This is a genomic window from Aurantimonas sp. A2-1-M11 (assembly GCF_036549475.1).
GTDB lineage: Bacteria > Pseudomonadota > Alphaproteobacteria > Rhizobiales > Rhizobiaceae > Aurantimonas.
In genome coordinates, this window is record NZ_JAZHLI010000057.1 from 1 (window position 1) to 26538 (window position 26538).

The window sequence follows — 26538 nt, forward strand, 5'->3', positions numbered from 1 at the left end:
ACTCGCGCACGACCTCCCGGCAACTCGTCAACGGGTCAAGCCGAAAGACGCAAGCCTGAAACCGCTCTGAAACAAAAAAATCTGCTCCCCGCGGTCCAGGCCGGATGCGTACAGTGCGTCCCAGGGAATGTCCTCCCAGGCGAACAGATCGACGGCCTGGCTCTCGACTCCGGCCGCGATCGTCGGCTCGGCAAGGCGCGCCCGGAAGATCAGCTGCACCTGGCTGATCCGCGGCACCGAATAGACCGCCAGCAGCCGCTCGATGACAAGCTGGGCGGTCGCCTCCTCCCGTGCCTCGCGCCGCGCCCCGTCCTCGGGCGTCTCGTTCAGTTCCAGATAGCCGGCCGGAATGGTCCAGTACCCCTGCCGCGGCGCGATCGCCCGCCGGCAGAGCAGGATGCGGCCTTCGTGGCGGACCACCGAGCCGACCACGATCTTGGGGTTTTCGTAGGCGACGAAGCCGCAATTGTCGCAGATCTTGCGGGCGACGTCGTCGCCATGGGGGGTGCGCAGCGTGAAGGATGTCTCGGTCATGGGTCAGATATGGTCCGCCCGTCGCATCCGGAAACGAGGCGGCGCTGCCAAGGGCCGCGACGGAACGTCCATCCGCGTATCCTGTCCCAGACGTGACCTGTCGCCTCTGACCGAAGAAGCCCGAGCCGCATGGCGTCAGCTCGTCGGAGCCGTGCCACCGGCCTCGCGGGCCAGCGTACGCTCCAGCGCCGGCAGCAGCCCGGTTTCCACCGCCTGCGGCGTGAACGGCCCGGTCTGCTTGAAGACGATCTCGCCATCCGGGGCGACGAGAAAACTCTCCGGCACGCCGTAGACGCCCCAGTCGATCGTCGCGGAGCCCTTCTGGTCGACGCCGATCGCCGCATAGGGGTTGCCCAACGACTGGAGAAACTGACGGGCGTTCTCCGGCTTGTCCTTGTAGTTGATGGCCACCAGCCGGAAGCGGTCGTCCCTGGCCAACTCCATCAGCAGAGGATGCTCGTCCCGGCACGGTCCGCACCAGGACGCGAAGACGTTGACCAGCACCGGACGGCCATCGCCGACGCCGGTGAGGTCGAGACCGGGCATTGGTTGTCCGTCCGGCCCGGAAACGTTTTCCAGCGCCGGCAGCACGGTCTGCGGCGCGGTCTTGCCGATCAGCACCGAGGGGATCTGCTGCGGGTCGTGGCCGGAGACGAGCTGGTAGAGGAAGACTGCCGCGAGGCCGCCGAACAGGACCAGCGGCAGGGCCACCAGCCAGTTGCGACGGGGGCGGGGCGCCGGCCATTCGCCCGGCGTGTCGCCCGCCTGCGCCGTCGGCAGCGTCGTCTCGTCGTCGCTCATCGCACCGTCTCCGCGCCGCCGGTCGCCTCGCCGGCGGGTCTGGCCGAGCGGCGGCGGATGCCGCGGGCCTCCAGATCCTTCAGCGCGCGCTTCTGGGCACGGGCGTCGAGGAACACCCATGCCGCGATCGCGAGCAGGGCCACCAGCGAGACGCCATAGGCCGAGGCGATGAAGCCGAAATAGTCGTTCTGCATGATGGTCTCCTCAGGCGTCGGCGCGTCGGGCCGCCAGCCGCGACAGGGCGGCCACGCGCCGGCGCAGCACTTCCGTGCGCATCGCCGTCAGATGCAGGGCGAAGAACAGCAGCGTGAAGCCGAGCGCCGAGACGAGCAGCGGCGTCAGGAACACCGGCGGCATGGCCGGCCCGTCGACGCGGATGACGCTGGCGCTCTGGTGCAGCGTGTTCCACCAGTCGACGGAGAACTTGATGATCGGGATGTTGACGAAGCCGACCAGGACGAGGATCGCCGCCGCTTTCGCACTGCGTCCCGGCTCGTCCAGCGCCCGGGTCAGCGCGATCAGCCCGAGATACATCAGGAACAGGATGAACACCGAGGTCAGCCGGGCATCCCAGACCCACCAGGTGCCCCACATCGGGCGGCCCCAGATCGAGCCGGTGATCAGCGCCAGCGCGGTGAAGACCGCGCCGATCGGCGCCGCCGCCTTGACAGCCACGTCGGCCAGCGGATGCCGCCAGACCAGCGTGCCGAGCGCCGAAATGCTCATCACCGTCCAGATCATCATCGCCAGCCAGGCAAAGGGCACGTGGATGAACATGATCTGCACCGTCGCGCCCTGCTGGTAATCGGGCGGGGCCATGAAGCCGAGCGACAGGCCGACCGCCAGCGCGGCCAGCGCGAAGACGTAGAGCCATGGCTGCAGCCTGCCCGACAGCTCCAGGAAGCGGGTCGGATTGGCCAGGATCGTGAAGCGCGACGGCTTGGCGGCGGACAGGTCGGTCATGGGTCCAGTCTAGAAGGTCTCCAGCCAGCCGGCAAACATACGATTTCGTCAGGATTGCGTTCGCCCTGCTCCGGGACGGATCGCTTCAGTCCGCCCCTGCCTTGAGCGCAGCGCCGGCGGCAATCGGGCCGAGGGCGCCGAAGACCAGCGTCAGCGCCGTCAGGATGAGGAAGGGCGGCAGGAACGGGTCCGGCTCGTTGACCGCGCCGTAGGTCGCCGAGACGCCGAAGATCAGCACCGGGATCGCCAGCGGCAGCACCAGCACCGAGACCAGGAGCCCGCCCCGCGGCAGTGCCACGGCGACGGAGGCACCGACGGCGCCGATGCAGATGATCGCGGGCGTGCCCACCAGCAGCGTCAGCATGACCGCGCCGATCGCCGGCGGCTCCAGCGCCAAAAACAGGCCGAGCACCGGCGCGGCAAGGACCAGCGGCAGCCCCGAGGCCACCCACAGCGCGGCGCATTTGGCCAGCACCACCAGCGGCAGCGGCGTCGGGCCGGTGATGAGCAGGTCCAGCGTGCCGTCCTCGCGGTCGGCCTGGAACAGCCGGTCGAGGGTGAGCAGCGCCGACAGGAGCGCGCCGATCCACAGGATCGCCGGGCCGATCCGCGACAGGAGATTGAGGTCGGGGCCGACGCCGAAGGGGATCGTCGCCACGACGGCGAGGAAGAAGATCACCCCGGTCATGGCGCCGCCGCCGCCCGACAGCGCCAGCCGCAGGTCGCGGCGAAACAGCGCGATCACAGCCAGCCCTCCGCTGCGGCGAGTTCCGCTTCGTCAATGGCGGGGACGGCGCGCCCGGCATTGGCCACCAGGCTGCCTGCGGGGGTCAGATCCAGCGTCCGGGCGGCCGACAGGCCGAGCGGCTGATGGGTGGCGGCCACGACGAGGCCGCCGGCCGCGACATGAGCCTCGACGATCTCGGCGAAGCGCAGCTGCGAGGCGGCGTCCAGAGCCGATGTCGGCTCGTCGAGGATCCAGACGGGCCGCGCGACGAGGAGAAGCCGGGCCAGGCTCGCCCGGCGCTGCTGCCCGGCCGACAGATAGCCATGGGGCAGGTGCGACAAATCCGGCAGGCCCAGCGCCTCCAGGCATTCGGCGATCGGGCGGTCGGCGCACGCGCCGTGCCCGCCGCCGAGATAGCGGCGCCAGAAGGCCAGGTTCTCGCCGACGCTGATATTCGGCTTCATCGCATTGCGATGGCCGACATAGTGGGCGATCTCGGCCAGCGATCGCGCGACCTCGCCGTCCGGCGCGGTCGCGCCGGCCACGTCGATGCGGCCGGCAACCGGCGGCAGCAATCCGGCCAGCGTGCGCAGAAGCGTCGACTTTCCCGCGCCGTTCGCGCCCGTGACGATCAGCGCCTCGCCTGCCGCGATGCGCAAATCCAGCGGCCCGGCGGCGGCCGCTCCACCGCGTCCGACGACCAGCGCCGACGCGGTCACCTGCGGCCCGCTCACGCGCCGCCTGCGACGAAAGATGTACCACCGCCCGGCGCCCAGGCGGGGCCGAACGGGGGGCGCGGCGGATAGGGCGAGCCGCTCCGGCCGCTGCAAGTCGTTGTCATGTCCACCCTTTTCCGCACTGCAATGGATTTTCCCCGCCAAGGCCATCTGGCCCTTTATAGCCGTTACAAACTTGCCTATAACGACCGCAACCACACCAGCGACCGGCGTGGCAACAATTCAGCGCCGATCTCAGGGTCCCGTCCGGCACCGGCGGGCACCGGGGCGGACAAGCGGAAATGGTCGCACCCGCATCTTCGAGCGCATTTCCGCGGCGCTCAAGGCCGTTCGCCCTTCGGACTTATACTGGTCGAGAAGGAACGAAGCCACGTGTCCCACGCACCCGATAGTTTCAACAGCCGCAGGACGCTCACCGTGGGCGGCAAGGACTATGTCTATTACGACCTGAAGGAAGCCGAGAAGAACGGCCTTCAGGGCATCGCCCGCCTGCCGTTCTCCCTCAAGGTCCTGCTCGAGAACCTCCTGCGCAACGAGGACGACCGCACGGTCAAGGCGGACGACATCCGCGCTCTCGCACGCTGGATCGAGGACAAGGGCGCGGCCGGCCACGAGATCGCCTACCGCCCGGCCCGCGTGCTGATGCAGGATTTCACCGGCGTTCCCGCCGTGGTCGACCTCGCCGCCATGCGCGATGCGACCAAGGCGCTCGGCGCCGACCCCAAGAAGGTCAACCCGCTGGTTCCGGTCGATCTCGTCATCGACCATTCGGTGATGGTCGACTTCTTCGGCCAGAAGGATTCCTTCACCAAGAATGTCGACGCCGAATACGGCCGCAACGGCGAGCGCTACACCTTCCTGCGCTGGGGCTCGGAAGCCTTCGAGAACTTCCGCGTCGTGCCCCCCGGCACCGGCATCTGCCACCAGGTGAACCTGGAATATCTCTCCCAGACCGTCTGGACCCGTGACGAGAACGGCGAGACCATCGCCTATCCCGACACGCTGGTCGGCACCGATTCCCACACCACCATGGTCAACGGCCTGTCGGTCCTGGGCTGGGGCGTCGGCGGCATCGAGGCGGAAGCGGCCATGCTCGGCCAGCCGATCTCCATGCTGATCCCGGAAGTCATCGGCTTCCGCATGGAAGGCAAGTTGCCGGAAGGCACCACCGCCACCGACCTGGTGCTGACGGTGACCGAGATGCTGCGCCGCCGCGGCGTCGTCGGCAAGTTCGTCGAATTCTTCGGCCCCGGCCTGTCGAACCTGACCCTCGAGGACCAGGCGACGATCGCCAACATGGCGCCCGAATACGGCGCGACCTGCGGCTTCTTCCCGATCGACAAGGACACGATCGCCTATCTGGAGGCGACCGGCCGCGACAAGGACCGCATCGCGCTGGTCGAGGCCTATGCGAAGGCGCAGGGCATGTACCGCGAGGACGGCGTGGAAGATCCGGTCTTCACCGACACTCTGGAGCTCGATCTGTCGACGGTCGTCCCGTCGCTGGCCGGCCCCAAGCGCCCCCAGGACCGCGTCGCGCTGACCGAGGCAGCGGCGAAGTTCGTCGGCGCCCTGGCCGAGATCAAGGGGGGCCGCAAGAAGGCCGAGACCCCGCAGTCGACGGGTGATTCGCGCTACATGGACGAGGGCGCGGTGCCGCCGAACACCATCCCGGCCGACACGCGCCACACGGTCGACGGCGCCGAGCACGGCCTCGCCGACGGCGACGTGGTGATCGCCGCGATCACCTCCTGCACCAACACATCCAACCCCAACGTGCTGGTCGCCGCGGGCCTCGTCGCCCGCAAGGCCCATGAGAAGGGCCTCAAGGTGAAGCCCTGGGTGAAGACATCGCTGGCGCCCGGCTCGCAGGTGGTCACCGAATATCTCGACAAGGCCGACCTGCAGAAGGATCTGGACGCGCTCGGATTCAACCTCGTCGGCTACGGCTGCACGACCTGCATCGGCAATTCCGGGCCGCTGCCCGAGCCGATCTCCGAGGCGATCACCAAGAACGACCTGGTGGCCTGCTCGGTCCTGTCGGGCAACCGCAACTTCGAGGGCCGGGTCAATCCGGACGTGCGGGCGAACTATCTCGCCTCGCCGCCGCTGGTCGTCGCCTATGCCCTCGCCGGCTCGATGTTCGTCGACATCACCAAGGAGCCGCTCGGCCAGGATCAGGACGGCAACGACGTCTTCCTGAAGGACATCTGGCCCACGACGCAGGAGATCGCCGAGATCGTCCGCAAGACGGTCACCCGCGACATGTTCGAGACCCGCTACGCCGACGTCTTCAAGGGCGACGAGCACTGGCAGAAGATCGACGTGTCCGGCGGCCTCACCTACGACTGGGACGACCGCTCCACCTACGTGCAGAACCCGCCCTATTTCGAAGGCATGACGATGGAGCCGGAGCCGGTCACCGACGTCCAAGGCGCCCGTATCCTCAGCCTGTTCCTTGATTCGATCACCACCGACCACATCTCGCCGGCGGGTTCGATCAAGGCCAACGGGCCGGCCGGCGACTATCTCGTCAGCCATCAGGTACGCCCGATCGACTTCAACTCCTACGGTGCCCGCCGCGGCAACCACCAGGTGATGATGCGGGGCACCTTTGCCAATATCCGCATCAAGAACCAGATGCTTGACGGCATCGAAGGCGGCATGACCAAGCACTTCCCCGACGGGGAGGTGATGCCGATCTACGACGCGGCGATGAAGTACCAGGAAGAAGGCGTGCCGCTAGTTGTCTTCGCCGGCAAGGAATACGGCACCGGCTCGTCGCGCGACTGGGCGGCCAAGGGTACGAACCTCCTCGGCGTGCGCGCGGTCATCGCCGAGAGTTTCGAGCGCATCCACCGCTCCAACCTCGTCGGCATGGGCGTCGTGCCCTTCGTCTTCGCCGAGGAAGGCACGTCCTGGCAGTCGCTCGGCATCAAGGGCGACGAAAAGGTGACCATCGACGGGCTGACCGACCTGAAGCCGCGCCAGATCCTGGAAGCCCGGATCGAGGCGGCCGACGGTTCCGTGCAGACGGTGAAGATCCAGGCCCGCATCGATACGCTGGACGAGCTGGATTACTACCGCAATGGCGGCATCCTGCAGTACGTCCTGCGCCGCCTGGCCGCCTGACCGGCGGGACATCACGGGTCCCGGGCCCACCTGAAGGAGCGAGGCCGCCGGTTCCTGAACCGGCGGCCTCGTCATTCCGACGACGCGCGATCCGTCACCGGCAAGTGACTAGCGGGTGTTCGCCCAGACCACTAGGTTCGCTTCATGAACACAGTTCCTGACATACCCCCACGGCCCTTCGTCACCGCGCCGCGGCCCCGGCATGCGCCGAGTGGCCAACCATGAGGGCCGTCCTTGCTGCGATCTGCGCTATCGGCTTCGCCCTCCTGCCGGTCGGCGGACCTGCATTGGCCGGCAAGATCGAGATCAGGCCCGTCGAGCAGGTGGTGGAACTCTTCACCAGCCAGGGCTGCTCCTCCTGTCCGCCCGCCGAACGCATCCTGACCGACCTTGCCAGCGAACCGGGTGTCCTGGCGCTCGCCTATCATGTCGATTACTGGGACTATATCGGCTGGCGCGACATCTTCGGCTCGGCCGAGAACACCGAGCGCCAGCGCGCCTATGCCTCGGCCTTCGGCACCACCACTATCTACACCCCGCAGGTCGTCGTGAACGGCATGGCCGACGCCATCGGCTCCCACGAGGGCAAGGTGCGGGCGCTGATGGACAAGCATCCCCTGTCGAGCGTCGGCAAGGGCGCCAGCGTGACCATGCGGGTCGAGGAAGACCGGCTGCATATCACCGCCGATGCGGCCCTGGCCGGGGCGGGCGGCAAGCACCCGGTCCTGATGCTCGTCACCTATGACGACGAGACCCGGACGGCGATCGGCTCCGGCGAGAACCGCGGCACCACGATCGTCAACACGCATGCGGTGCAGGACTGGCGAATCCTGGGCATGTGGGCGGGCCAGCCGCTGGAAATCGACCTGCCCCTGGACATGCTGACCCGGCCGCAGGGCGAGGATCGCGGCTGGGCGGCCCTCCTGCAATCGGTCACCGACAAGGGCGAACCGGGCCCGATCCTGGCCGCCGCACAGGTCGAGTATCACGAACGCTGACGCGCCGGGACGGCCGTTGCCGGGCTGCATCGTGCCTGCAGAATTGCGGTTGAACCGCTTGGGCCCGACCCCATTTCCGTGTCACCATATCGTCACGAGACAGGACGCGCCCCACGATGCGGCGCATTGACCGCAAGAGGGGCTGACTTGGATTCTTTCGGATCGAACGGCGACAACGCGTCCAATCTCGTCCCGTTTCCCGGCTCCCGCACGTCAGACCTGCCGATCGTCTCCTTCGACCGACGCGAACTGTCCCAGATCCTGCGCGTCTACGGCCGCATGGTCGCCGCCGGCGAATGGCGCGACTATGCGATCGACATGCTGAAGGACCGCGCGGTCTTCTCCGTCTTCCGGCGCACCAGCGAGATGCCGCTGTACCGGGTGGAGAAGAACCCCAAGCTCGCCCGCAAGCAGGGCGCCTACCAGGTGGTCGCCGCCGGCGGCCTGATCCTCAAGCGCGGCCACGACCTCGGGTCGGTGCTCGGCGTCTTCGACAAGAGCCTGAAGCGCACCGAGATCGGCTGAACCCTTCAGAGGGGCCGGCGTCAGACCGGGCGACGTGTCTCGTCCGGCAGGCTGGACGCGCCATCCCCGATCGGCATCTGCATCAGCACCGTGTCGATCCAGCGGCCGAACTTGTAGCCGGAATTCTCGAACACGCCGATCATCCGGAAGCCCGCCCGCTCGTGCAGGCGGATCGAGGGCGTGTGGTCGGAGCCCCCGATGACCGCGATCATCTGGCGAAAGCCGCTCTCTGCCGCCAGTTCCATCAGGCGCATCAGGAGATCGGTGCCGACCCCGCGGCCGCGCGCCCCGGGCGCCAGATACACCGAATCCTCCACCGCGAAGCGATAGGCCGGCCGGGTCCGGAAGGCATTGGCATAGGCGTAGCCGAGCACGGTGCCCGCGGCATCCTCCGCAACAATGTAGGGAAAGCCCTGCCCGGTGATCGCCTGGAAGCGCGCGGCCATCTCCGCCGCATCCGGCGGCACCAGTTCGAAGGAGGCGGTGCCGTAAAGGACAGCCTCCTCGTAGATGGCGGTCAAGGCGGGTACGTCCTCGATGGTGGCGGGGCGGATCGTGTGGGCACTCATCGGCGGCTGCGGCTCTTCCTGGGGGTTGGCACCGATCCTTGATGCACCGCCGTGCCGGCCGGATCAATGCTCCGCCGTCAGGTGTGCCGCGCGGATCGCGCGGAAAGCGGCCGGTCGCCGCCTGCCATCGCCGAACCCGCAGGCAAGAAAAAGGGCGACCCGCGGGCCGCCCTTTGCAGTCTCATTCCCTGAACGGGCAGACTATTCGCGGTTGCCGAACAGCTGCAGCAGGAACAGGAACATGTTCAGGAAGTCGAGATAGAGGCGCAGGGCGCCCATGACGGCCTTGCGGCCCATCACGGCCGAACCGTCGCCCTCATAGTACATTTCCTTGATCTGCTGCGTGTCGTAAGCCGTCAGGCCTGCGAAGACGAGCACGCCGATCACCGAGATCGCGAACTGCAGCGCCGGCGACGCAAGGAAGATGTTCACGACCATCGCGATGACGATGCCGATCACGCCCATGAACAGGAACGAGCCCCAGCCCGAAATGTCCTTCTTGGTCGTGTAGCCCCACAGCGACAGCGCGCCGAAGGACGCAGCCGTGATGAAGAACACCTGGGTGATCGATTCCGACGTGTAGATTAGGAAGATCGTCGACAGGGACAGACCGACCATGACCGCATAGGCCCAGAAGGTCGTCTGCGCTGCGGCGACGCTCATCTTGTTCACACGGAAGGACAGGAAGAACACCATTGCAAGCGGGGCAAGCATCAGCACCCACTTGAGCGGTGAGTTGTACACGACATTGCCGATCTCGGTCAGACCGACGACAGCGCCGGCGTCATTCGTCACGACCGCCATCGAATACAAGAGATATGCGGCGACGCCCGTCAGGGCCAGACCGCCAGCCATCAGGTTGTAGACCTTCAGCATGTAGCTGCGGAGGCCCTGGTCGATATCCGCTCTTGTACCGGCAGCGGGCACGGTGCGCGCGCTGGTATTCCGATAGTCCGCCATCGATTGAATTCCTTTCTGCGTGTCCCGTCCGGTGTCCATATCCGGCAGCTTTCGCCGGCCCATGGAGGCGCCGCTGGCGGGACGCCCAGCGATCCTGACGATAATATGCGGATCGCCCGCCTGCCACACAAGAGTGGAGGGCCGATCAACGACGAAAACGCGACGAAACGGGATTAATTCTGCGTTATCGCCCTGCCGCCGAGCGGACACAGGCCGCTCGGCGGCAGGGCGACGGCAATCCGCTCCGCCCGTTCGCGCCGTTCAGCCCCTCACAGATTGCGCAACACAGGCGCGGCCTTCTGGCCCAGCACCCGCCAGGTGCCGGCGAGGCCGATCCCGACCGTCAGGACCAGCGAGCCGCCCAGCGTCGTCAGCGCCACCGTCCAGTCGAAGACGAAGGGCAGTTGCATGATCTGGTCGACCACGAACCATGCTGCCGCCGCGCCCGCGCCGATGGCGAAGACGCCGGTGGCCAGGCCCAGCAGCAGATATTCGGTCGTGAAGGCCCGGATCAGCACCATGCGTGTCGCGCCCAGCGTCTTCAGGACGACCGCATCGTGCACCCGGCCCCGATTGCCGGCGGCAAGGGCGCCGGCCAGGACCAGCACCGAGGCGACCAGCGCCACCGCCGCCGCGACGCGGATTGCCAGCGCCAGCTGGGCGATCAGGCCGTTGATCGCGTCGAGCGCATCCTTGACCCGCACCGTCGTGACCGCCGGATAGGCGTTGGTGACCCGGTTGAGGAGCGTCTCCTCGGTCACCGCCGCATCCTGCGGCATCGACAGGGTCGCGAGCCAGGCATGGGGCGCGCCCGCGAAGGTGTTGGGCGAATAGACCATGATGAAGTTGATGGCCAGCGACTCCCACTCCACCGCCCGGAAGCTGGCGATGCGCGCGGTGATGTCGCGGCCGAGGACGTTCACGGTCAGCGTGTCGCCGATGGACAGCCCCAGTTCGCGGCCCTCCTCGGCGGCGAAGGAGACCAGCGGCTCGCCATCGTAGTCCTCCGGCCACCATTCGCCCTCGGTCAGCGAGGAATTGTCCGGCACGCTCGGCGCATAGGTCAGCCCCCGGTCGCCGCGCAGCACCCAGCCGCCCTCTTCCGGCGGCTCGATGGAGGCGACGTCCTGACCGTCGAGCGCCGTGATGCGGCCGCGCAGCATCGGCACGGCGTTCAGTTCCGCGTCCGGCGTGAGCTCGGCGATGGTCTGGCGGAAATCGCCGATCTCGCTGCTCTGGATGTCGACGAAGAAGAAGTTCGGCGCGCGCGAGGCGAGCCCGGTGCCGATCTCGCGCCGCAGGTCGTAGTCGATGGTGGCAAGAGCCACGAGCAGCGTCAGCCCGAGGCCGAGCGACAGGACGACCGATCCGGTCAGCGCGCCGGGGCGGTGGATGTTGCCGATTGCCAGCCGCAGCGGCGTCGAGCGCACCCGCGGCGCGCGCGACGCCAGCGATTCGATGCCGATGGCGACGACGCGCAGGATGACGAAGGCCGCTGCCGTGCCGCCGAGGAAGATCAGGGCGACCCGCCGGTCGCCGGCCATCGCCAGCGCCAGCAGCGCAATGACCAAAGCCAGCCCCAGCGCCGAGCCCAGATAGGCCCAGCGCATGCTGTAGCCGCCGGTCGCCCCGGCCTCGCGGAACAGGGCCGTGGCGGCGATGTCGCGGGTCCGCCCGAGGGGCAGCAGCGCGAAGGCGAGTGCCGTAAGGGCGCCGAAGATCGCGGCGACGAGCAGCGCGACGGGATAGATCGAGGCGTTGGCAGCCACCGGAATGACGCTCTCCAGAAGCCGCGCCGTCACGAAGGGCGCGATCGCCGCCAGCACCAGGCCGAGCGCGATGCCGACCGCCGCCAGCAGCATGATCTGGATGAGATAGACCATCACCACGAAGCTGCCGCCGGCACCGAGGCTCTTGAAGGTGGCGATGACCGCCCGCTTGGAATCCAGATAGGCGTTCACGGCGTTGGCGACGCCGACGCCGCCGACGATCAGCGCCGTCAGGCCGACCAGGGTCAGGAACTGGGAGAAGCGCTCGATGTTGCGCTGGAGCGAGGGCGCTGCCTCGGCCGCCGTGCGGATCTGGAAGCCCGACTGGGGAAACCGGTCATTGGCTTCCTCCGACAGGGCCTGCGCGTCACGGTTGCCGGACAGCCGGACCTTGTAGTCGTATTCGACGAGGCTGCCTGGCTGGATCAGCCCGGTCGCATCCAGCGCCGCGCGGGCGATCATCAGGCGCGGCGCGAAGTTGAAGCCGCCCGACAGGACGTCCGGCTCGCGGTCGATGACGCCGCGCAGTTCGATCTCGGAATTGCCGAGCCGGATCACCTGGCCCGGCTGCAAGCCCAGTCGGTCGTAGAGTTCGGACGCCGCCAGCGCGCCGAAGCGGCCGTCTCGCTCGGCCAGAAGGTCGTCGAGCGGGACGGCGGGCGTCGTCTCGAGCGTGCCGTACAGCGGATAGGCGCTGTCGATGGCCTTCACCTCGGCCAGCGACTGGTCGCTACCGTCGGGAAGCCGCACCATGGAGCGCAGCGACGCGGCCGCCGCCACGTCCCCCAACTCGTCGAAATAGGCCAGCTCCGGCGGCGTCGCCTCGCGCTGGACCAGCGCAAAGCGCAGGTCGCCACCGAGGATCGCCCGGCCTTCCTGGGCGATGCCGCTGGTCATCATCGTGGCGACGGAATTGACGGCGCCGATGGCCGCCACGCCGAGCGTGATGCAGGCCAGGAAGATGTAGAAACCCGAGAGGCCGCCGCGCATCTCGCGCAGGGCAAAGCGCAGCGCCAGCCGGAAATGGCTGCGCCCGCCGACCACGTCAGGGCGTGTCAGCGCCGGGCTCCCGCCGGTGGTTTCGGCAATGCTCATCCGGCTGCGCTTTCCAGATAATGCGCCGGGTCCGACGCATCCGTGCGGTCGCGGTCGTCGTAGATGACGCCGGAGCGGACCGCGATCTCGCGGCTGCAGCGATGGGCGAGGGCCGGATCGTGGGTGACGAGCACCAGCGTCATCTGGCGCCGCTCCTGCTCGGCAAAGAGCAGGTCGGTGATCTGGCGGCCGGTCTCCTGGTCGAGATTGCCGGTCGGCTCGTCGGCTATGAGGATCGCCGGCTCCGGCGCCAGCGCCCGCGCCATGGCGACGCGCTGCTGCTCGCCGCCCGACAATTCGCCGGGATAATGCGAGATGCGATCGGCAAGGCCCACCTGGCCGAGTTCGTGCGTCGCCCGCTCGAAGGCGTCCGGATGACCGGCAAGTTCCAAGGGCACGGCGACGTTTTCGAGCGCCGTCATGTTCGGGATCAGGTGGAAGGACTGGAAGACGATGCCGACATTCTGGCCCCGGAAGGCGGCGAGCTGGTCCTCGCTCAGGCCTTCGAGCGAAGACCCGGCGATCTCGACGACGCCCGAATCCGCCCGCTCCAGACCGGCCAGCACCATCAGCAGCGTCGACTTGCCGGACCCGGACGGGCCGACGATGCCGACGGATTCGCCCCGGTCGACGGACAGATGCACGCCCTTCAGGACATGGACTGCGCTTCGGCCGGACCCGAGCGTGAGATGAACGTTTTGTAACCGGATCGCTGGTTCTGCCAAGCTTGCCAGCTCCTATATGCGGGATCGACCGCCCCGGCCGGGGCCAGCGCTATATGGGTGTGCGATGCAACGCTTCCAACCGATCCTGTCGGCTCTGACAATGTTGTCATGGCTCATGCTGCCGGCCGCGGCGCTGGCACAGCAGCCTGCGACGGCGCCGGCGGCCGGCGAAACGCTGCAGATCGTCGCATTCGGGGACAGCCTGAGCGCCGGCTACGGCGTCAACCCGGGCGAGTCCTTCCCCGAACAGCTCCAGACCGCGCTGCGCGAGACCGGCCGCGACGTCGCCGTCGCCAATGCCGGCGTGTCCGGCGACACGACCAGCGGCGGGCTGGCACGGCTCGAATGGTCGGTGCCCCAGGACGCCGATCTCGTCATCGTCGAACTCGGCGCCAATGACGCCCTGCGCGGCATCGCGCCGCAGATCACCGAGCGCAATCTCGACCAGATCCTTGCCATGCTGCAGGGACGGGACCAGGCCGTACTCCTGGCCGGAATGATGGCGCCCCCGAACATGGGCGCCGATTATGCCGCGGATTTCGACGGAATCTACAAGCGCCTGGCCGACAAATACGACGTGGCGCTCTACCCGTTCTTCCTCGACGGCGTGGCCGCCGAGCCCGCACTCAACCAGGACGACGGCATGCATCCCAATGCAAAAGGCGTCGCGGTCATCGTCGCGCGGATCCTGCCGGCGGTCACCGAGGCGCTCGATGCGATCCGTGCGGAGCGGGGAACGGGCTGAGGCTCGCTGCCAGCCGGCGCAGCGGCGCGGTCAGGCTGCGCAGGCGCTTGCGCCGCCAGTCGATCATCGCGAAGGCGAAGGCTTCGGTCTCGTCCACCCATTCCCGGGTCAGGCTGCGGGCATCGGCATAGGGCCGCAGGATCTCAGCCGTCACGTCGCCGGCGACGAAGCTGAGGTCGGCGCCATGCCTGGCGGCGATCGCCTGCATCCGACGATTCTCGCGCAGGCAGGTCAGGAACAGCCGCCGCACGCCGCGATTGCGCGCACTGGCGACGAGGCGGCCGAACAGCCGGTCGCCATGGCCCTTGCCCTGATAGGCTCTCTCGATGGAAAACGCGCCCTCGGCCTCGTCGTGGGCGCCGGTCAGGAACCGCAGTTCCGCGGCACCGCGCAGTTCGCCGCAAAAGAACAGGCCCTTGACCAGCGTGTCGTCGCCGAGGGCGCACTCGGCATAGCGTTCCAGGAAATGGTCGTTGACGGCATTGCCGAAGCGCAGGCGTCGCGATTCCGGGTCCAGCCGCTTGAGATGGTCCAGCAGCAGCGGCTCCTCGCCGGGATGCAGGCGCCGGACATGCACCGGACCGAGCAACGCTGCAGGCGTCGGCGCTTCATTCGGCAGCGAGCCTGCAGCTGGGACAACTCGGGCGGCATACGGGACGTGAGACATGCTCTATTGCCTTGTAACGTCCTCCCGCGGCGATCTCCCGAACCGCAACCGTGAATATAATTGTGCATTGCGGGGCGAACAACGTGCCAAGAGCCTGTGCAGGGCTGCCCTGTCCTTGCCACATGGCTCGCGAGGTGAGACGATTCCTGCGATGGCAACACCGCCCGGAGGCTCTTCCGATGCCGCGACTGTTCACCGCCCTCGAAATCCCTCATGACATTGCGCTGTCGCTATCCTTCCTTCGGGGTGGGTTGCCGTCGGCCCGATGGATCGATCCCGAGAACTACCATCTGACCCTGCGCTTCATCGGCGACGTGGAACCGCGGCTGGCCGACGAGATCGTCGCCCGGCTCGACCGAGTCGACCGCCCGGCATTCTCCCTTTCCCTCAAGGGCGTCGCGGCCTTCGGATCCAAGAAGCCCCACTCGATCTATGCCGCAGTGGAGCCAACCACCGAACTGGCGGATCTCCAGGCCGAGATCGACCGGATCTGCCGCCGGGTGGGACTGCCCGCCGACCCGCGCAAATTCGTGCCGCATGTGACCATCGCCCGGCTGCGCCAGCCCAAGGCGGCAGACGTCGCACGCTACCTCGCCGGTCGCGGCAGTTTCCGCACCCTGCCCTTCAGGGTCTCACGCTTCGGCCTGTTCTCGGCAAGGGACTCGGTCGGCGGCGGTCCCTATATCCTGGAAGAGGGATTTCCCCTCGCCTCCGCAGCCGCCCCACGGCTCGACGCCGTGGTCGAGCCTGCGCTGCAGCGACGCTGCGCCTGAGGCCGAACGGACGGCCGCAAATCGGCCGGACCTTGAGACCGCGTCCGACCCGATCCATCTATCGTCCGCGACACGGAGGATGCGATGGCAATCGAGCGCGGCAAGATCGGCGAAATACTCAGCCCCGGCAGCGAGTCGGAGCAGGCCCGCCAGGAATCGGAGATCCGGCGGTCCTTCTTCGACACGGCACGGCGGGCGCTGCGCCACGTTCCCTTCATGGACGACGTGGTCGCGGCCTATTACTGCGCCCTCGACCCGAAGACGCCGGCCGCCAGCCGCGGCATCCTTCTCGCCGCCCTTGCCTATTTCGTGCTGCCCTTCGACATCGTGCCGGACTTCATCTTCGGTCTGGGCTTCACCGATGACATCGCGGTGCTCTGGGCTGCCTTCCGGTCCGTCCGCGACAACATCCGCCCCGAACACTACGTGAAGGCCCGCGAGGCGCTGGGCGAGATGGAAGACTGACGGCTGCGACGATAACGAGGCCGTCATCGGTCTCCCGACGTGGAGAATTTCGGCGCATCGAAGCAATTTTCGACGATATTTCCGCGCTTTGCGGCGATCGCGCCAAACTGTCGCCCGATTCTTTCCGTCTTTCACACTTCGTGAAATCCGGTCGGCCGGCACCGTCGGCGGGCGCGCCGAAGTCTGGCCTCGGGTACGACATCCCGCTGGCCGCCGCCGACACGATATTGGCCATGCACGGGTTTTCGAAAGATGTCTGGTCGCGCCTTGGGGCTTTGTTAACCAAGGATAAAGGCCCGGCAGCTAGGCTGCGACATCACTCTCGCTTCCGGCGTCACGCTGGTCGCGACAGTCCCATACCACGCACGCACACCGAAATGAGCGGGGAACCATGAACCTCAAGAACGTCCTGACGGTCTCTGCGGCCATTCTGATCTTCTCGAGTGCCGCCGGGGCGGCCCAGACCCCGACGCGCATGAATCAGTTCAACGCCTGGGGCACCTATTCCTATTCCGGTTCGGACGGGAAGATCTGCTACGTCCTGTCGACGCCGACCAAGATGACGCCGGCCAATGTCGATCACGGCGACATCTTCTTCCTGGTGTCGCAGAAGCCCGGCCAGGGCGTCTCTTACGAGCCGCAGGTCGTCATGGGCTACGCGCTGAAGGAAGGCTCCAAGGTCGTTGTCGACGTGGACGGCAAGGACTATTCCATGTTCGTCAAGGGCGAGTCCGCCTGGATGGAGAACGCCGCCGAAGAGCCCCAGCTCGTCGCCAATCTGCGCGCCGGCCGGGTGATGACCGTGGAAGCCACCTCCCAGCGTGGCACCGCCACCAGCTACACCTACTCGCTGTCGGGCGTGACCGCGGCGCTGAATTCGATCAACGACTGCAAGTGACCGCAGGCCGGCTTGGCCGGGGATCACATCGGTTCTGACGACGCCGGGCCAGGGGTCCGGCGTTTGTCGTTCTGGACGATGCCGATCGGGCTGACCTTGCGAAACCGGCCGGAAACCGTCATGTGACGGGGTGAATTTCCAGATTTCCGTCAGTCTCGCCGGTAGCTTGCCTGCGAAAGGACACGCCATGGCCGTCTCGCTCGATATCGCCCACGCCAGCAACCGCCAGGCGCCCCCCACCATGCCGGTGGCGGGCGACGACAAGCCGTCGCTGGTGGGCATGGACCGCGCCGCCCTCGCCGAGGCGCTGGTCGGCGTCGGCGTGCCCGACAAGCAGATCCGGATGCGCGTCGCGCAGCTCTGGCACTGGCTGTATGTGCGCGGCGTCGCCGACTTCTCGCAGATGGCCAATGTCGCCGGCACGCTGCGCCAGGCGCTGGACGACGCCTATACGATCGCCCGTCCCGAAGTGGTCGACGAGCAGATCTCCGTGGACGGCACCCGCAAATGGCTGTTCCGCTTTCCCGCCCGCGGCGCCGGACGCCCGGTCGAGATCGAGACCGTCTACATTCCCGAGGAAGGGCGCGGCACGCTCTGCATTTCCAGCCAGGTCGGCTGCACGCTGACCTGCACCTTCTGCCACACCGGCACCCAGCGGCTGGTCCGCAATCTTCTGCCCGACGAGATCATCGGCCAGATCCTGGCGGCCCGCGAGCGGCTCGGCGACCTGCCGGACGCCGCGACGCCGGCCGGCGCCATCGTGCCGACCGGCGGCCGGCTCGTGACGAACGTCGTCCTGATGGGCATGGGCGAGCCGCTCTACAATTACGACAATGTCCGCCAGGCGCTGTCCGTCGCCTCCGATGGCGAGGGCCTGTCCCTGTCGAAGCGCCGCATCACCCTGTCGACCTCGGGCGTCGTGCCGATGATCGTCAAGGCGGGCGAGGAGACCGGCGTCAGCCTGGCGATCTCGCTCCATGCGGTGCGCGACGAACTGCGCGACGAGCTGGTGCCGATCAACCGGAAATATCCGCTGAAGGAGCTGCTCGACGCCTGCCGCGCCTATCCCGGCCTGTCGAACGCCCGCCGCATCACCTTCGAATATGTGATGCTCAAGGGCGTCAACGATTCGATGGCCGACGCCAAGGAGCTCGTGCGCATGCTTCGCGGCATCCCCGCGAAGATCAACCTGATCCCCTTCAACCCCTGGCCGGGCTCGGTGCACGAATGCTCCGACTGGGACCAGATCGAGCGCTTTGCCGATTACGTGAACCAGGCCGGCTACGCCTCGCCGATCCGCACGCCGCGCGGCCGCGACATCTTCGCCGCCTGCGGCCAGCTGAAGTCGGAATCCGAGCGCATGAAGAAGACCGCCCGCGACCGGCTCGAATCCCTGCGGGCCAGCGAACTCGCCGCCGACTGATCGCGGCCGGCCCGGCATCCCGGCGATGGGGCGCCGGGGCCGCGCGCCACGTCAGGCCACGGACAGCTCGCGCTCGCCGGTCGGGAAGGATAAGTATCGCCGCATGAGCACCGTCCTGCGCTTCCTGTTCGTGATCCCGATCGGTTTCGTCGCCGCGGTGCTCGTCGCCGCCTTCGCCATGCTCTGGCCCTTCCTGGAGACGCCCGAGGGCCTCGCCGGCGGCGATCCGGTCTTCCTGTTCCACGCCGGCATCGCCTTCTTCGCCCAGGCCGCCCAGATCGGCTCGGTGGTGCTCGTCCCCTGGGCGTTGTTCATGGTGGCCACCGAGCTCCTGGCACTGTCGTCGATCCTGTTGCATGTGGCCGCCGGCTTCATCGGCGGCGTCGCGATCATCATCACCGCCTATGGCGGCACCTCGCCGCATATGAGCGTCCAGACGGCGATCATCGTCGCCGCCCTGTGCTTTGCCCTCGCCTACTGGATCGTCGCCGGTCGCTCCGCCGGCAGGTGGCGGCGCAAGTCCGGCCGCGCCGAAGCGCACGCCGACACCCCTGCAAGAGGATAATCCATGGCCCGCCGTCCCACCGATCCCCGCGCCGCCGCCGAGGCCGTCTTCAAGCCCGCCGCGCCCTCCACCGAGCGGTTGAAGGAAACCTCCACGGCCGTCCCGAACGCCAGGGAGATGGTCTCGCTGCGTCTCGACCGCGACGTCCTGGAGCATTTCCAGGAGGAGGGTCCCGGCTGGCAGGACCGCATCAACGCCGCCCTGCGCGAGGCGGCCGGCCTCTGATCCCGGGGCGCGTCGCAAGACGGCGAGCGCGAGACCTTGCCATCACGCTGCATTGCGGCAGATTGGCGCCATGATCACGATCCATCACCTCAACAATTCGCGCTCCCAGCGCATCCTCTGGCTGCTCGAGGAACTCGGCGTCCCTTATGAGGTCAAGCGCTACGAGCGAACCAGGGACCTGCAGGCCCCGAAGGAACTGAAGGCCGTGCATCGGCTCGGCAAGTCGCCGGTGCTGACCGACGGCGAGCGGACCGTCGCCGAGACCGGGGCGATCGTCGAATACATCCTCGCCGGCCATGGCGACGGCCGGCTGATGCCGCCGCCCGGCACCGACGACTACTGGGCGGCGCGGCAGTTCCTGCATTATGCCGAGGGTTCGGCCATGCCGCCGCTCTTCCTGATGCTGGTGCTGCAGATGATCCCCGACCGGGCGCCCTTCTTCGCCAAGCCGATCCTGAAGGCCTCGATGCAGAAGGTCGACGCCCTGCTGGTACGCCCGCAGCTCGCGCTCCATCTCGACCATTGGGAAGCCTCGCTCGGCGAGACCGGCTGGTTCGCCGGGCCGGAAATGACCGCCGCCGACATCATGATGAGCTTTCCCGTGGAGGCCGCGGCGCAGCGCTTCGGCTACGAGGACCGGCCGAAACTGCGCGACTTCCTGCTGCGCATCCACGAGCGCCCGGCCTATCGCCGCGGCCTGAGGCGCGGCGGGCCATACGCCTACGCCTGAACGGCGGATGTCGGCGCGCACGGCGCAGGCTGGGTCGGGCTTGGCGCCGGGCCCGGCCAGGCAGACGCATGCCGACGACGGCGATCACCGCCGCCACGACAGGGCCGCCGGCAGCGCTCCGATCCGTCAGGACGCCGCGAGCCCCTCGGACCGGCCGCCTCAGCGGCCCTGGGTCAGCAGGATCTTCACCGCAAAGGCCGAGAACACGCTGGCGAACAGCCAGTCGATCCCCCGCATGATCTTCGGCCGGCGCTTCAGCGCCGCGGCGAAGCGGTCTGCGGCCAGGATCATCGCCGCGCTCATCGGCACCGCCAGGACGATGAAGAACACGCCCAAGAAGAACAGCTTGCCGGCGACGTCGGAATCGCCCGCCGAGACGAACTGCGGCAGGAAGGTCACGAAGAACAGGATGATCTTCGGGTTGAGGAGATTGATGCCGATGCCGGTCAGCCAGTTTGACAGGAGGCTGTGCGGGCGCCGCGTCGCGGTGCCGTCCAAGTTGAAGGTGGCGTTTCCCCGGATCGCCTGCACGGCCAGATAGACCAGATAGCCGGCGCCGACGATCTTCAGCGCCAGGAAGGCCTGCGGCGAGGCGGCGATCAGCGCCGAGATGCCGAAGGCGGCAAGGCTGGTATGGACCAGGATGCCCGTCGCCGCGCCGAGCATCGCCGCAAAGCCCGCGGCCCGGCCCTCCGCCAGGGTGCGGCCGAGAAACAGGGTCATGTCCGGCCCCGGCGTGATCGTCAGCACGAATGCGGCGGCGACGAAGGCGAGCAGCGTCGCAAGATCGGGAAGGAAACTCATCGCACCCTCGACAGCCTTGGCAATCCTCGACCAGCAGCCCGGCGGCACCGAACCTACGCCGCAGACGGGCCGAACGCCACTCGCATTTCACCCCGAGCCGGCCCTCCCGGCGCGACGGCCCGTTTCCCTCGCGGCCCGCTTTGCGCTAGAGGCCATGCAAACGGCAAGACGGAAGAATCCATGGCACAGCATCGCGACATCAAGAAGGTCGTCCTCGCCTATTCGGGCGGCCTCGACACCTCGATCATCCTGAAATGGCTGCAGACCGAATACGGCGCGGAGGTCGTGACCTTCACCGCCGATCTCGGCCAGGGCGAGGAACTCGAGCCGGCCCGCCAGAAGGCCGAAATGATGGGGATCAAGGAGATCTACATCGAGGACGTGCGCGAGGAATTCTGCCGCGACTTCGTCTTCCCGATGTTCCGCGCCAACGCGGTCTATGAGGGCACCTATCTCCTGGGCACGTCCATCGCCCGGCCGCTGATCTCCAAGCGGCTGGTCGAGATCGCCCGCGAGACCGGAGCCGACGCCATCGCCCACGGTGCCACCGGCAAGGGCAACGACCAGGTGCGCTTCGAGCTGTCGGCCTATGCGCTGGCCCCCGACATCAAGGTCATCGCCCCCTGGCGCGACTGGGAGTTCAAGTCGCGCACCGACCTCCTCGACTTCGCCGAGAAGAACCAGATCACCGTCACCAAGGACAAGCGCGGCGAGGCCCCCTTCTCGGTCGACGCCAACCTGCTGCACTCCTCCTCCGAGGGCAAGGTCCTGGAAGATCCGGCGGAATCGGCCCCGCCCTACGTGTTCATGCGCACCGTCAGCCCCGAGGACGCGCCGGACCAGGCGACGATCATCACCGTCGGCTTCGAGAAGGGCGATCCGGTCTCCATCGACGGCCGGACGATGAAGCCGCACGAACTCCTGGCGGCGCTGAACGATCTGGGCCGCGACAACGGCATCGGCCGCCTCGACCTCGTCGAGAACCGCTTCGTCGGCATGAAGTCCCGCGGCATCTACGAGACGCCGGGCGGCACCATCCTGCTCGCCGCCCATCGCGCCATGGAATCCATCACCCTCGACCGCGGTGCCATGCACCTGAAGGACGAGCTGATGCCGCGCTATGCGGAGCTGATCTACAACGGCTTCTGGTTCTCGCCCGAGCGCGAGATGCTGCAGGCGGCGATCGATCACAGCCAGCGCCATGTCGAGGGCACGGTGCGTCTGAAGCTCTACAAGGGCAACGTCATCGTCGAGGGCCGCGAAAGCGCCAAGTCGCTGTATTCCGACGCGCTCGTCACCTTCGAGGACGATCACGGCGCCTACGATCAGAAGGACGCCGCCGGCTTCATCAAGCTGAACGCCCTGCGCCTCAGGACGCTCGCCAAGCGCGACGGCAGGTAGGCGCCGGCGCGCTCTCTCGATAACGCTCGAACAGCAAGGGCCCGGTGGAGCAATCCGCCGGGCTTTATTGTTGCATGGACCGGGCCGTCATCGGCCGACACCTGCCCTCCTGGCGACTGACTGTTCAGACCGCTTTTCGCGGGCCCATCCGATCCCCAGATAGATGATAGCCCGATCCCGAAAGGTTCCTTGCGATGATTCCCTATTCCGTCCTCGACCTGTCGCCGATCCCCGAAGGTGCGACCGCCGCCGACGCCCTGCACAATTCGGCCGATCTGGCGCGCCACGCCGAGGCCCTCGGCTACAAGCGCTACTGGATGGCCGAGCATCACAACATGACCGGCATCGCCAGTGCGGCGACGGCGGTGGCGCTGGGCTATGTGGCGGGCCAGACGACGACGATCCGCGTCGGCGCCGGCGGCGTGATGCTGCCGAACCATGCGCCGCTGGTCATCGCCGAGCAGTTCGGCACGCTGGCCACGCTCTATCCCGACCGGGTCGATCTCGGTCTCGGCCGGGCGCCGGGCACCGACCAGATGACCGCGCGGGCGCTGCGGCGCAGCCTCGACAATTCCGACAACTTCCCCCAGGACGTGATGGAGTTGATGGTCTATTTCGAAGAGGCCGAGCCGAACCAGCGCATCCGCGCGGTGCCGGGCGAAGGCACCCGCGTGCCGGTCTGGATCCTCGGCTCCAGCCTCTACGGCGCCCAGCTCGCGGCTCATCTCGGCCTGCCCTATGCCTTCGCCTCGCATTTCGCGCCCGGCGCCCTGGCCCAGGCCGTCGAGGTCTATCGCGACAGCTACCGCCCGTCGGAACGCTGGCCCGAGCCCCACTTCATGCTGGCGATCAACGTCTTCGCCGCCGACAGCGACGAGGCCGGCCGGGTGCTGAAATCCTCGATGCAGCAGGCCTTCGTCAACCTGCGCACCGGCCAGCCCGGGCCGCTGCCGCGGCCGGTGGACGATTTCGAGGCTCGCGTCGACCCGGCGGCGAGATCCATGGTCGACCAGGCCCTGTCGGTCTCGGCCACGGGCTCGCCGGCCAGCGTCGCGGCCAGCCTGGCGGCGCTGGTCGACACCTATCGTCCGGACGAGGTGATCCTCACCGGCCAGATCCACGACCACGCGGCACGCAAGCGCTCCTTCGAGATCGCCGCCGGCGCGATGCAGGAGATCGGCGCCCGCCGCGAGGCCGCCGAATAGGCTCGCGCGCATCGGAATGCCGCGTCCCGCCGCGCGACGGTCGCGTTGGGCTTTGCAGCGATGGGGCGCGGCGCTACAGCATCGGCGCGCAACCAACGCCGAGTGTTCCGATGCCCGCCCTCACCACGATCGGCTTCGATGCCGACGACACGCTCTGGCACAATGAGCGGTTCTACCAGCTCACCGAAGCGCGGTTCCGCGCGATGCTGGCCGACCATGCCGATGGCGAGCTGGTCTCCAGCCGGCTGCTCGAGGCCGAGCGCCGCAACCTTCGCCACTACGGCTTCGGCATCAAGGGCTTCGTCCTGTCGATGATCGAGACCGCCCTGGAGGTGACCGGCGACACCGCCTCGCCGGCCATCGTCCGGCAGATCCTCGACGCCGGTCGCGAGATGCTGGAGCATCCGGTGGAAACGCTGCCCGAGGCGCGCGAAACCCTTGCCGCGCTGGCCGGCGCCTACCGCCTGGTGCCGATCACCAAGGGCGATCTGTTCGACCAGGAGCGCAAGCTCGCCGCCTCCGGCATCGGCGACCATTTCGATGCGGTGGAAATCGTCAGCGACAAGACCGCGGCGACCTACCGGAAGCTGTTCGCCCGCCATGGCGACGGACCCGAGCGCGCCATGATGGTCGGCAATTCCCTGAAGTCGGATATCCTGCCGGCCCTGGCGGCGGGCAGCTTCGGCGTGCACGTCCCGCACGAGCTGACCTGGGCGCTGGACCACGCCGAGGCGCCCGAGGGGGCGCCGCGCTTCCGGCGGATCGACCGGCTCGGCCAGGTGACGCAGATCCTCGCCGACATCGGCTGACAGACCCCGCCTCGCCTGCTGCCTCAGTCGCGACCGGCCAGGTGCTGCGCCTTGCGCAGATCCGGGAACATCCACGACCACAGGCCGGCGACGCCGACCGTCGCGAGGCCGCCGAACACCACCGCCGGCACGGCGCCGATCCAGAAGGCCATCACCCCGGCGCGAAACTCGCCCAGTTCGTTGGACGCGCCGATGAAGACCATGTTGACCGCATTGACGCGGCCGCGAACCTCGTCCGGCGTCCACAGCTGCATGATCGTCTCCCGGATATAGACGCTGATCATGTCCGAGGCGCCCATGAAGATGAGGGCGACGATGGCCAGCCAAGGCACCGTCGCCAGGCCGAACACCGCCGTGAAGGCGCCGAACAGGGCGACGAAGACGAACATCTTGACGCCGGCCTGGGTCTTGATCGGATGGGCCGCGAGCCAGATCGCCATGGAAACCGCGCCGATGCCCGGCGCCGCGCGCAGCAGGCCGAGCCCCCAGGGGCCGACATGCAGAACGTCGCGGGCATAGACCGGCATCAGCGCCACCGCACCGCCGAGGAGCACGGCGAAGAGATCCAGCGAGATCGCGCCGAGGACCACCTTTTCCGACCAGATGAAGCGGAAGCCCGCGACGATGGTCTCGAAGCTCGCCGGCTCGGTGGAGCGCTTCTGGGCCGGCGGCGCGATGGTCAGGACGAGGATCGCGGCGGCCACGAACAGCGTCAGGCCGGTGCCATAGGCGGCCACCGGCGACACCCCGTAGAGCAGCCCGCCCGCCACCGGCCCGACGATCGCCGCGATCTGCCAGGAGGAGGAGTTCCAGGCGATCGCGTTGGCCAGCTCGCGCTTGGTGACGAGGTTGACCACCAGCGATTGCGAGGCCGGCCCGAAAAAGGCGCGGGCAATGCCGAAGCCGACGAGGATGGCGAAGACCGGATAGGGCGTGGCGAGGCCGTGCCAGGTCAAAAGCAGAAGGCCGAGAGCGCCGAGGGCCTCGACCAGGATGGCCACCGCCATGATCATCCGGCGCGAATAGCGATCCGCAGCGGCGCCGGTGACCAGCACCAGCACGAGCGCCGGCAGGAACTGGCAGAGGCCGACAATGCCCAGGTCCAGCGGATTGCGCGTCAGGTCGTAGATCTGCCAGCCGACGGAGACGACGACGACCTGGATGGCGAAGGTGGAGAAGAAGCGCGACAGCCAGTAGCGCAGGAAGCGGGGATTGCGGAAGGCGGCGAAGCGATCCTCGACCGGGATGGCGCTCGCCTCCAGATCGTCGGGTGCGGCGGAACCGGTCTTGCTGTCCTGTGTCACCCACGCACCTGTCCGGATCCTGCCGGCAACACCGGGGCACGGCGGTTCATGACGGCGCGATGACCTGGAAGGAAATGGCGGCTGGTGGAGCTGAGCGGGGCGTATCCCCGGTCGGGAAGAAAGACAATAATTCCAATTGCCTGTTGAAATTCAGTGACTTCCGGGTACGATGCCTGGGTACGATCTTGGGTACGCAGAAGGGCCAGAATGCCGCGAACATCAGCCAATAAGAAGATGTATCTTGAAAAGCATGGGGCCAAATGGAGGGTCTCCGTCGATGTCCCTCGGGAGCTTCGGGACAAGCTGGGAACCAAGCTGAAGCGATCCCTCTACACTGACAGTCTTACAGTTGCCAATCAGCGGAAGTGGCCGGTAGTTGCTGAGTTCAAGGAGCTTATCGGGCGCGAAAGGTCAGGCGGCGCGGCGTATGCTTCGCTGCAACAGGAAGCCTTGGGTCTGGCAAGCGACATCAGACATTCCGAAAGCGAGAACCACCGCGAGTTTCTGAGCTTGGTCATCGCTGATCGCGCCCGCGAGATCGCAGGGCCTCCAGTGAGGGATACGTTTGACCCCGATCAGGATCATATGGTTCCCCAGTACGCCCCAGAGCGGGAACGTAAGGCGCTGCAGTTCGCGAAGATGGCTCGAGGCCAAGCTGTCCCAATCGATCTGCATCATAGCAGATACCTCGAACAGCTTGCTGTGAAACCTCGGACCCGTAGTGATGACGAACGGGCGATGAAGTTTCTCCTTGAGTGGTGCCGTCGAGAGGACATCCCACCCCATCTCGACACATTCACCGAAAGATCAGCCGTCCGCTTTATGGATGACATCGCCACGATTGCCGCCAGCAGCCATCCGGTGACGCTCAACAAGTGCGTATTTCGCTGATCGTGAGCGTCGATTTCATTCCATCGTGAGCGCTGATTTCAGACGATCGTGAGCACGCATTTCGCGCGATCATGAGCGGAGCGCTCCGGCCGATTGGT

Annotated in this window: 28 protein-coding genes; 15 read left to right on the forward strand and 13 right to left on the reverse strand. The window is 67.5% G+C overall.

Annotated elements, in window-relative coordinates:
* Positions 1-27: 27 nt before the first annotated feature.
* The 6 genes from VQ042_RS19685 to ccmA form a co-directional block, all read right to left on the reverse strand.
* On the reverse strand, positions 28-534 hold the full coding sequence (locus VQ042_RS19685) for an NUDIX hydrolase (protein ID WP_331822014.1): 507 nt from the start codon (positions 532-534) through the stop codon (positions 28-30).
* 135 nt (positions 535-669) lie between these two features.
* Positions 670-1335, reverse strand: coding sequence for a DsbE family thiol:disulfide interchange protein (locus tag VQ042_RS19690; protein WP_331822015.1), 666 nt, complete (start codon positions 1333-1335; stop codon positions 670-672).
* Positions 1332-1529: a heme exporter protein CcmD gene (gene ccmD, locus VQ042_RS19695; protein ID WP_331822016.1), complete on the reverse strand. Its 198-nt coding sequence runs from the start codon at positions 1527-1529 to the stop codon at positions 1332-1334. Before ccmD ends, VQ042_RS19690 begins: the two co-directional genes overlap by 4 nt.
* A 10-nt stretch (positions 1530-1539) precedes the next feature.
* A complete protein-coding gene (locus VQ042_RS19700) occupies positions 1540-2298 on the reverse strand; it encodes a heme ABC transporter permease (protein ID WP_331822017.1) in 759 nt (252 codons plus the stop codon).
* A gap of 85 nt (positions 2299-2383) precedes the next feature.
* Positions 2384-3043, reverse strand: coding sequence for a heme exporter protein CcmB (gene ccmB, locus VQ042_RS19705; RefSeq protein WP_331822018.1), 660 nt, complete (start codon positions 3041-3043; stop codon positions 2384-2386).
* Complete coding sequence (gene ccmA, locus VQ042_RS19710) at positions 3040-3759, reverse strand: heme ABC exporter ATP-binding protein CcmA (RefSeq protein ID WP_331822019.1); 720 nt, start codon at positions 3757-3759, stop codon at positions 3040-3042. Before ccmA ends, ccmB begins: the two co-directional genes overlap by 4 nt.
* Positions 3760-4134: 375 nt before the next feature.
* Between ccmA and acnA the strand changes: the two genes are divergently transcribed.
* The 3 genes from acnA (at position 4135) to VQ042_RS19725 (ending at position 8417) form a co-directional block, all read left to right on the forward strand.
* Entirely contained in the window at positions 4135-6894 is a 2760-nt protein-coding gene (gene acnA / locus VQ042_RS19715; protein ID WP_331822020.1) for an aconitate hydratase AcnA, read from the forward strand.
* A gap of 221 nt (positions 6895-7115) precedes the next feature.
* Positions 7116-7892, forward strand: a complete 777-nt coding sequence (locus VQ042_RS19720) for a DUF1223 domain-containing protein (RefSeq protein WP_331822021.1) — start codon at positions 7116-7118, stop codon at positions 7890-7892.
* Between the two features lie 147 nt (positions 7893-8039).
* Positions 8040-8417 (forward strand): DUF2794 domain-containing protein, encoded by a 378-nt coding sequence (locus tag VQ042_RS19725; RefSeq protein ID WP_331822022.1) that lies wholly within the window; start codon positions 8040-8042, stop codon positions 8415-8417.
* A gap of 20 nt (positions 8418-8437) precedes the next feature.
* Here the strand turns inward: VQ042_RS19725 and VQ042_RS19730 are convergent, their stop codons facing one another.
* From VQ042_RS19730 to VQ042_RS19745, 4 genes are all read right to left on the reverse strand, one after another.
* Positions 8438-8986 (reverse strand): GNAT family N-acetyltransferase, encoded by a 549-nt coding sequence (locus tag VQ042_RS19730; protein WP_331822023.1) that lies wholly within the window; start codon positions 8984-8986, stop codon positions 8438-8440.
* A gap of 201 nt (positions 8987-9187) precedes the next feature.
* The gene (locus tag VQ042_RS19735; RefSeq protein ID WP_331822024.1) at positions 9188-9946 is read right to left on the reverse strand and encodes a Bax inhibitor-1/YccA family protein; all 759 of its coding nucleotides are present in this window, start codon (positions 9944-9946) and stop codon (positions 9188-9190) included.
* A gap of 269 nt (positions 9947-10215) precedes the next feature.
* Complete coding sequence (locus tag VQ042_RS19740; protein WP_331822025.1) at positions 10216-12810, reverse strand: ABC transporter permease; 2595 nt, start codon at positions 12808-12810, stop codon at positions 10216-10218.
* On the reverse strand, positions 12807-13535 hold the full coding sequence (locus VQ042_RS19745) for an ABC transporter ATP-binding protein (protein ID WP_331822026.1): 729 nt from the start codon (positions 13533-13535) through the stop codon (positions 12807-12809). The genes VQ042_RS19740 and VQ042_RS19745 overlap by 4 nt, the downstream gene beginning before the upstream one ends.
* A 64-nt stretch (positions 13536-13599) precedes the next feature.
* On the opposite strand from VQ042_RS19745, the gene VQ042_RS19750 reads away from it, so the two are divergent.
* Positions 13600-14280: an arylesterase gene (locus VQ042_RS19750; protein ID WP_331822027.1), complete on the forward strand. Its 681-nt coding sequence runs from the start codon at positions 13600-13602 to the stop codon at positions 14278-14280.
* Here VQ042_RS19750 and VQ042_RS19755 read toward each other — a convergent pair.
* A complete protein-coding gene (locus VQ042_RS19755) occupies positions 14234-14947 on the reverse strand; it encodes a GNAT family N-acetyltransferase (protein ID WP_331822028.1) in 714 nt (237 codons plus the stop codon). The genes VQ042_RS19750 and VQ042_RS19755 overlap by 47 nt on opposite strands.
* Before the next feature lie 179 nt (positions 14948-15126).
* Here VQ042_RS19755 and thpR point away from each other — a divergent pair, with 179 nt between their 5' ends.
* The 7 genes from thpR (at position 15127) to VQ042_RS19790 (ending at position 20026) form a co-directional block, all read left to right on the forward strand.
* Positions 15127-15720 (forward strand): RNA 2',3'-cyclic phosphodiesterase, encoded by a 594-nt coding sequence (thpR, locus tag VQ042_RS19760; RefSeq protein WP_331822029.1) that lies wholly within the window; start codon positions 15127-15129, stop codon positions 15718-15720.
* Between the two features lie 90 nt (positions 15721-15810).
* The gene (locus VQ042_RS19765) at positions 15811-16185 is read left to right on the forward strand and encodes a YkvA family protein (protein WP_331822040.1); all 375 of its coding nucleotides are present in this window, start codon (positions 15811-15813) and stop codon (positions 16183-16185) included.
* Positions 16186-16576: 391 nt separating this feature from the next.
* Positions 16577-17083, forward strand: a complete 507-nt coding sequence (locus VQ042_RS19770) for an invasion associated locus B family protein (protein WP_331822030.1) — start codon at positions 16577-16579, stop codon at positions 17081-17083.
* Between the two features lie 187 nt (positions 17084-17270).
* A complete protein-coding gene (rlmN, locus tag VQ042_RS19775; protein ID WP_331822031.1) occupies positions 17271-18506 on the forward strand; it encodes a 23S rRNA (adenine(2503)-C(2))-methyltransferase RlmN in 1236 nt (411 codons plus the stop codon).
* Positions 18507-18609: 103 nt separating this feature from the next.
* Entirely contained in the window at positions 18610-19071 is a 462-nt protein-coding gene (locus VQ042_RS19780) for a hypothetical protein (RefSeq protein ID WP_331822032.1), read from the forward strand.
* 3 nt (positions 19072-19074) lie between these two features.
* Positions 19075-19296 (forward strand): BrnA antitoxin family protein, encoded by a 222-nt coding sequence (locus VQ042_RS19785; RefSeq protein ID WP_331822033.1) that lies wholly within the window; start codon positions 19075-19077, stop codon positions 19294-19296.
* A gap of 70 nt (positions 19297-19366) precedes the next feature.
* Positions 19367-20026 (forward strand): glutathione S-transferase family protein, encoded by a 660-nt coding sequence (locus VQ042_RS19790; RefSeq protein WP_331822034.1) that lies wholly within the window; start codon positions 19367-19369, stop codon positions 20024-20026.
* A 159-nt stretch (positions 20027-20185) separates the two neighbouring features.
* Here the strand turns inward: VQ042_RS19790 and VQ042_RS19795 are convergent, their stop codons facing one another.
* Entirely contained in the window at positions 20186-20830 is a 645-nt protein-coding gene (locus VQ042_RS19795; protein ID WP_331822035.1) for a LysE family translocator, read from the reverse strand.
* Positions 20831-21010: 180 nt separating this feature from the next.
* On the opposite strand from VQ042_RS19795, the gene VQ042_RS19800 reads away from it, so the two are divergent.
* From VQ042_RS19800 to VQ042_RS19810, 3 genes are all read left to right on the forward strand, one after another.
* Complete coding sequence (locus tag VQ042_RS19800) at positions 21011-22231, forward strand: argininosuccinate synthase (RefSeq protein ID WP_331822036.1); 1221 nt, start codon at positions 21011-21013, stop codon at positions 22229-22231.
* A 194-nt stretch (positions 22232-22425) separates the two neighbouring features.
* Positions 22426-23436 (forward strand): LLM class flavin-dependent oxidoreductase, encoded by a 1011-nt coding sequence (locus VQ042_RS19805; protein WP_331822037.1) that lies wholly within the window; start codon positions 22426-22428, stop codon positions 23434-23436.
* 110 nt (positions 23437-23546) lie between these two features.
* A complete protein-coding gene (locus VQ042_RS19810; protein WP_331822038.1) occupies positions 23547-24245 on the forward strand; it encodes an HAD family hydrolase in 699 nt (232 codons plus the stop codon).
* A gap of 23 nt (positions 24246-24268) precedes the next feature.
* On the opposite strand, the gene VQ042_RS19815 is transcribed toward VQ042_RS19810, so the two are convergent.
* Positions 24269-25507, reverse strand: coding sequence for an MFS transporter (locus VQ042_RS19815; RefSeq protein ID WP_331822041.1), 1239 nt, complete (start codon positions 25505-25507; stop codon positions 24269-24271).
* A 249-nt stretch (positions 25508-25756) separates the two neighbouring features.
* On the opposite strand from VQ042_RS19815, the gene VQ042_RS19820 reads away from it, so the two are divergent.
* Positions 25757-26440, forward strand: a complete 684-nt coding sequence (locus VQ042_RS19820; protein ID WP_331822039.1) for a DUF6538 domain-containing protein — start codon at positions 25757-25759, stop codon at positions 26438-26440.
* The last annotated feature ends 98 nt before the right edge of the window (positions 26441-26538 follow it).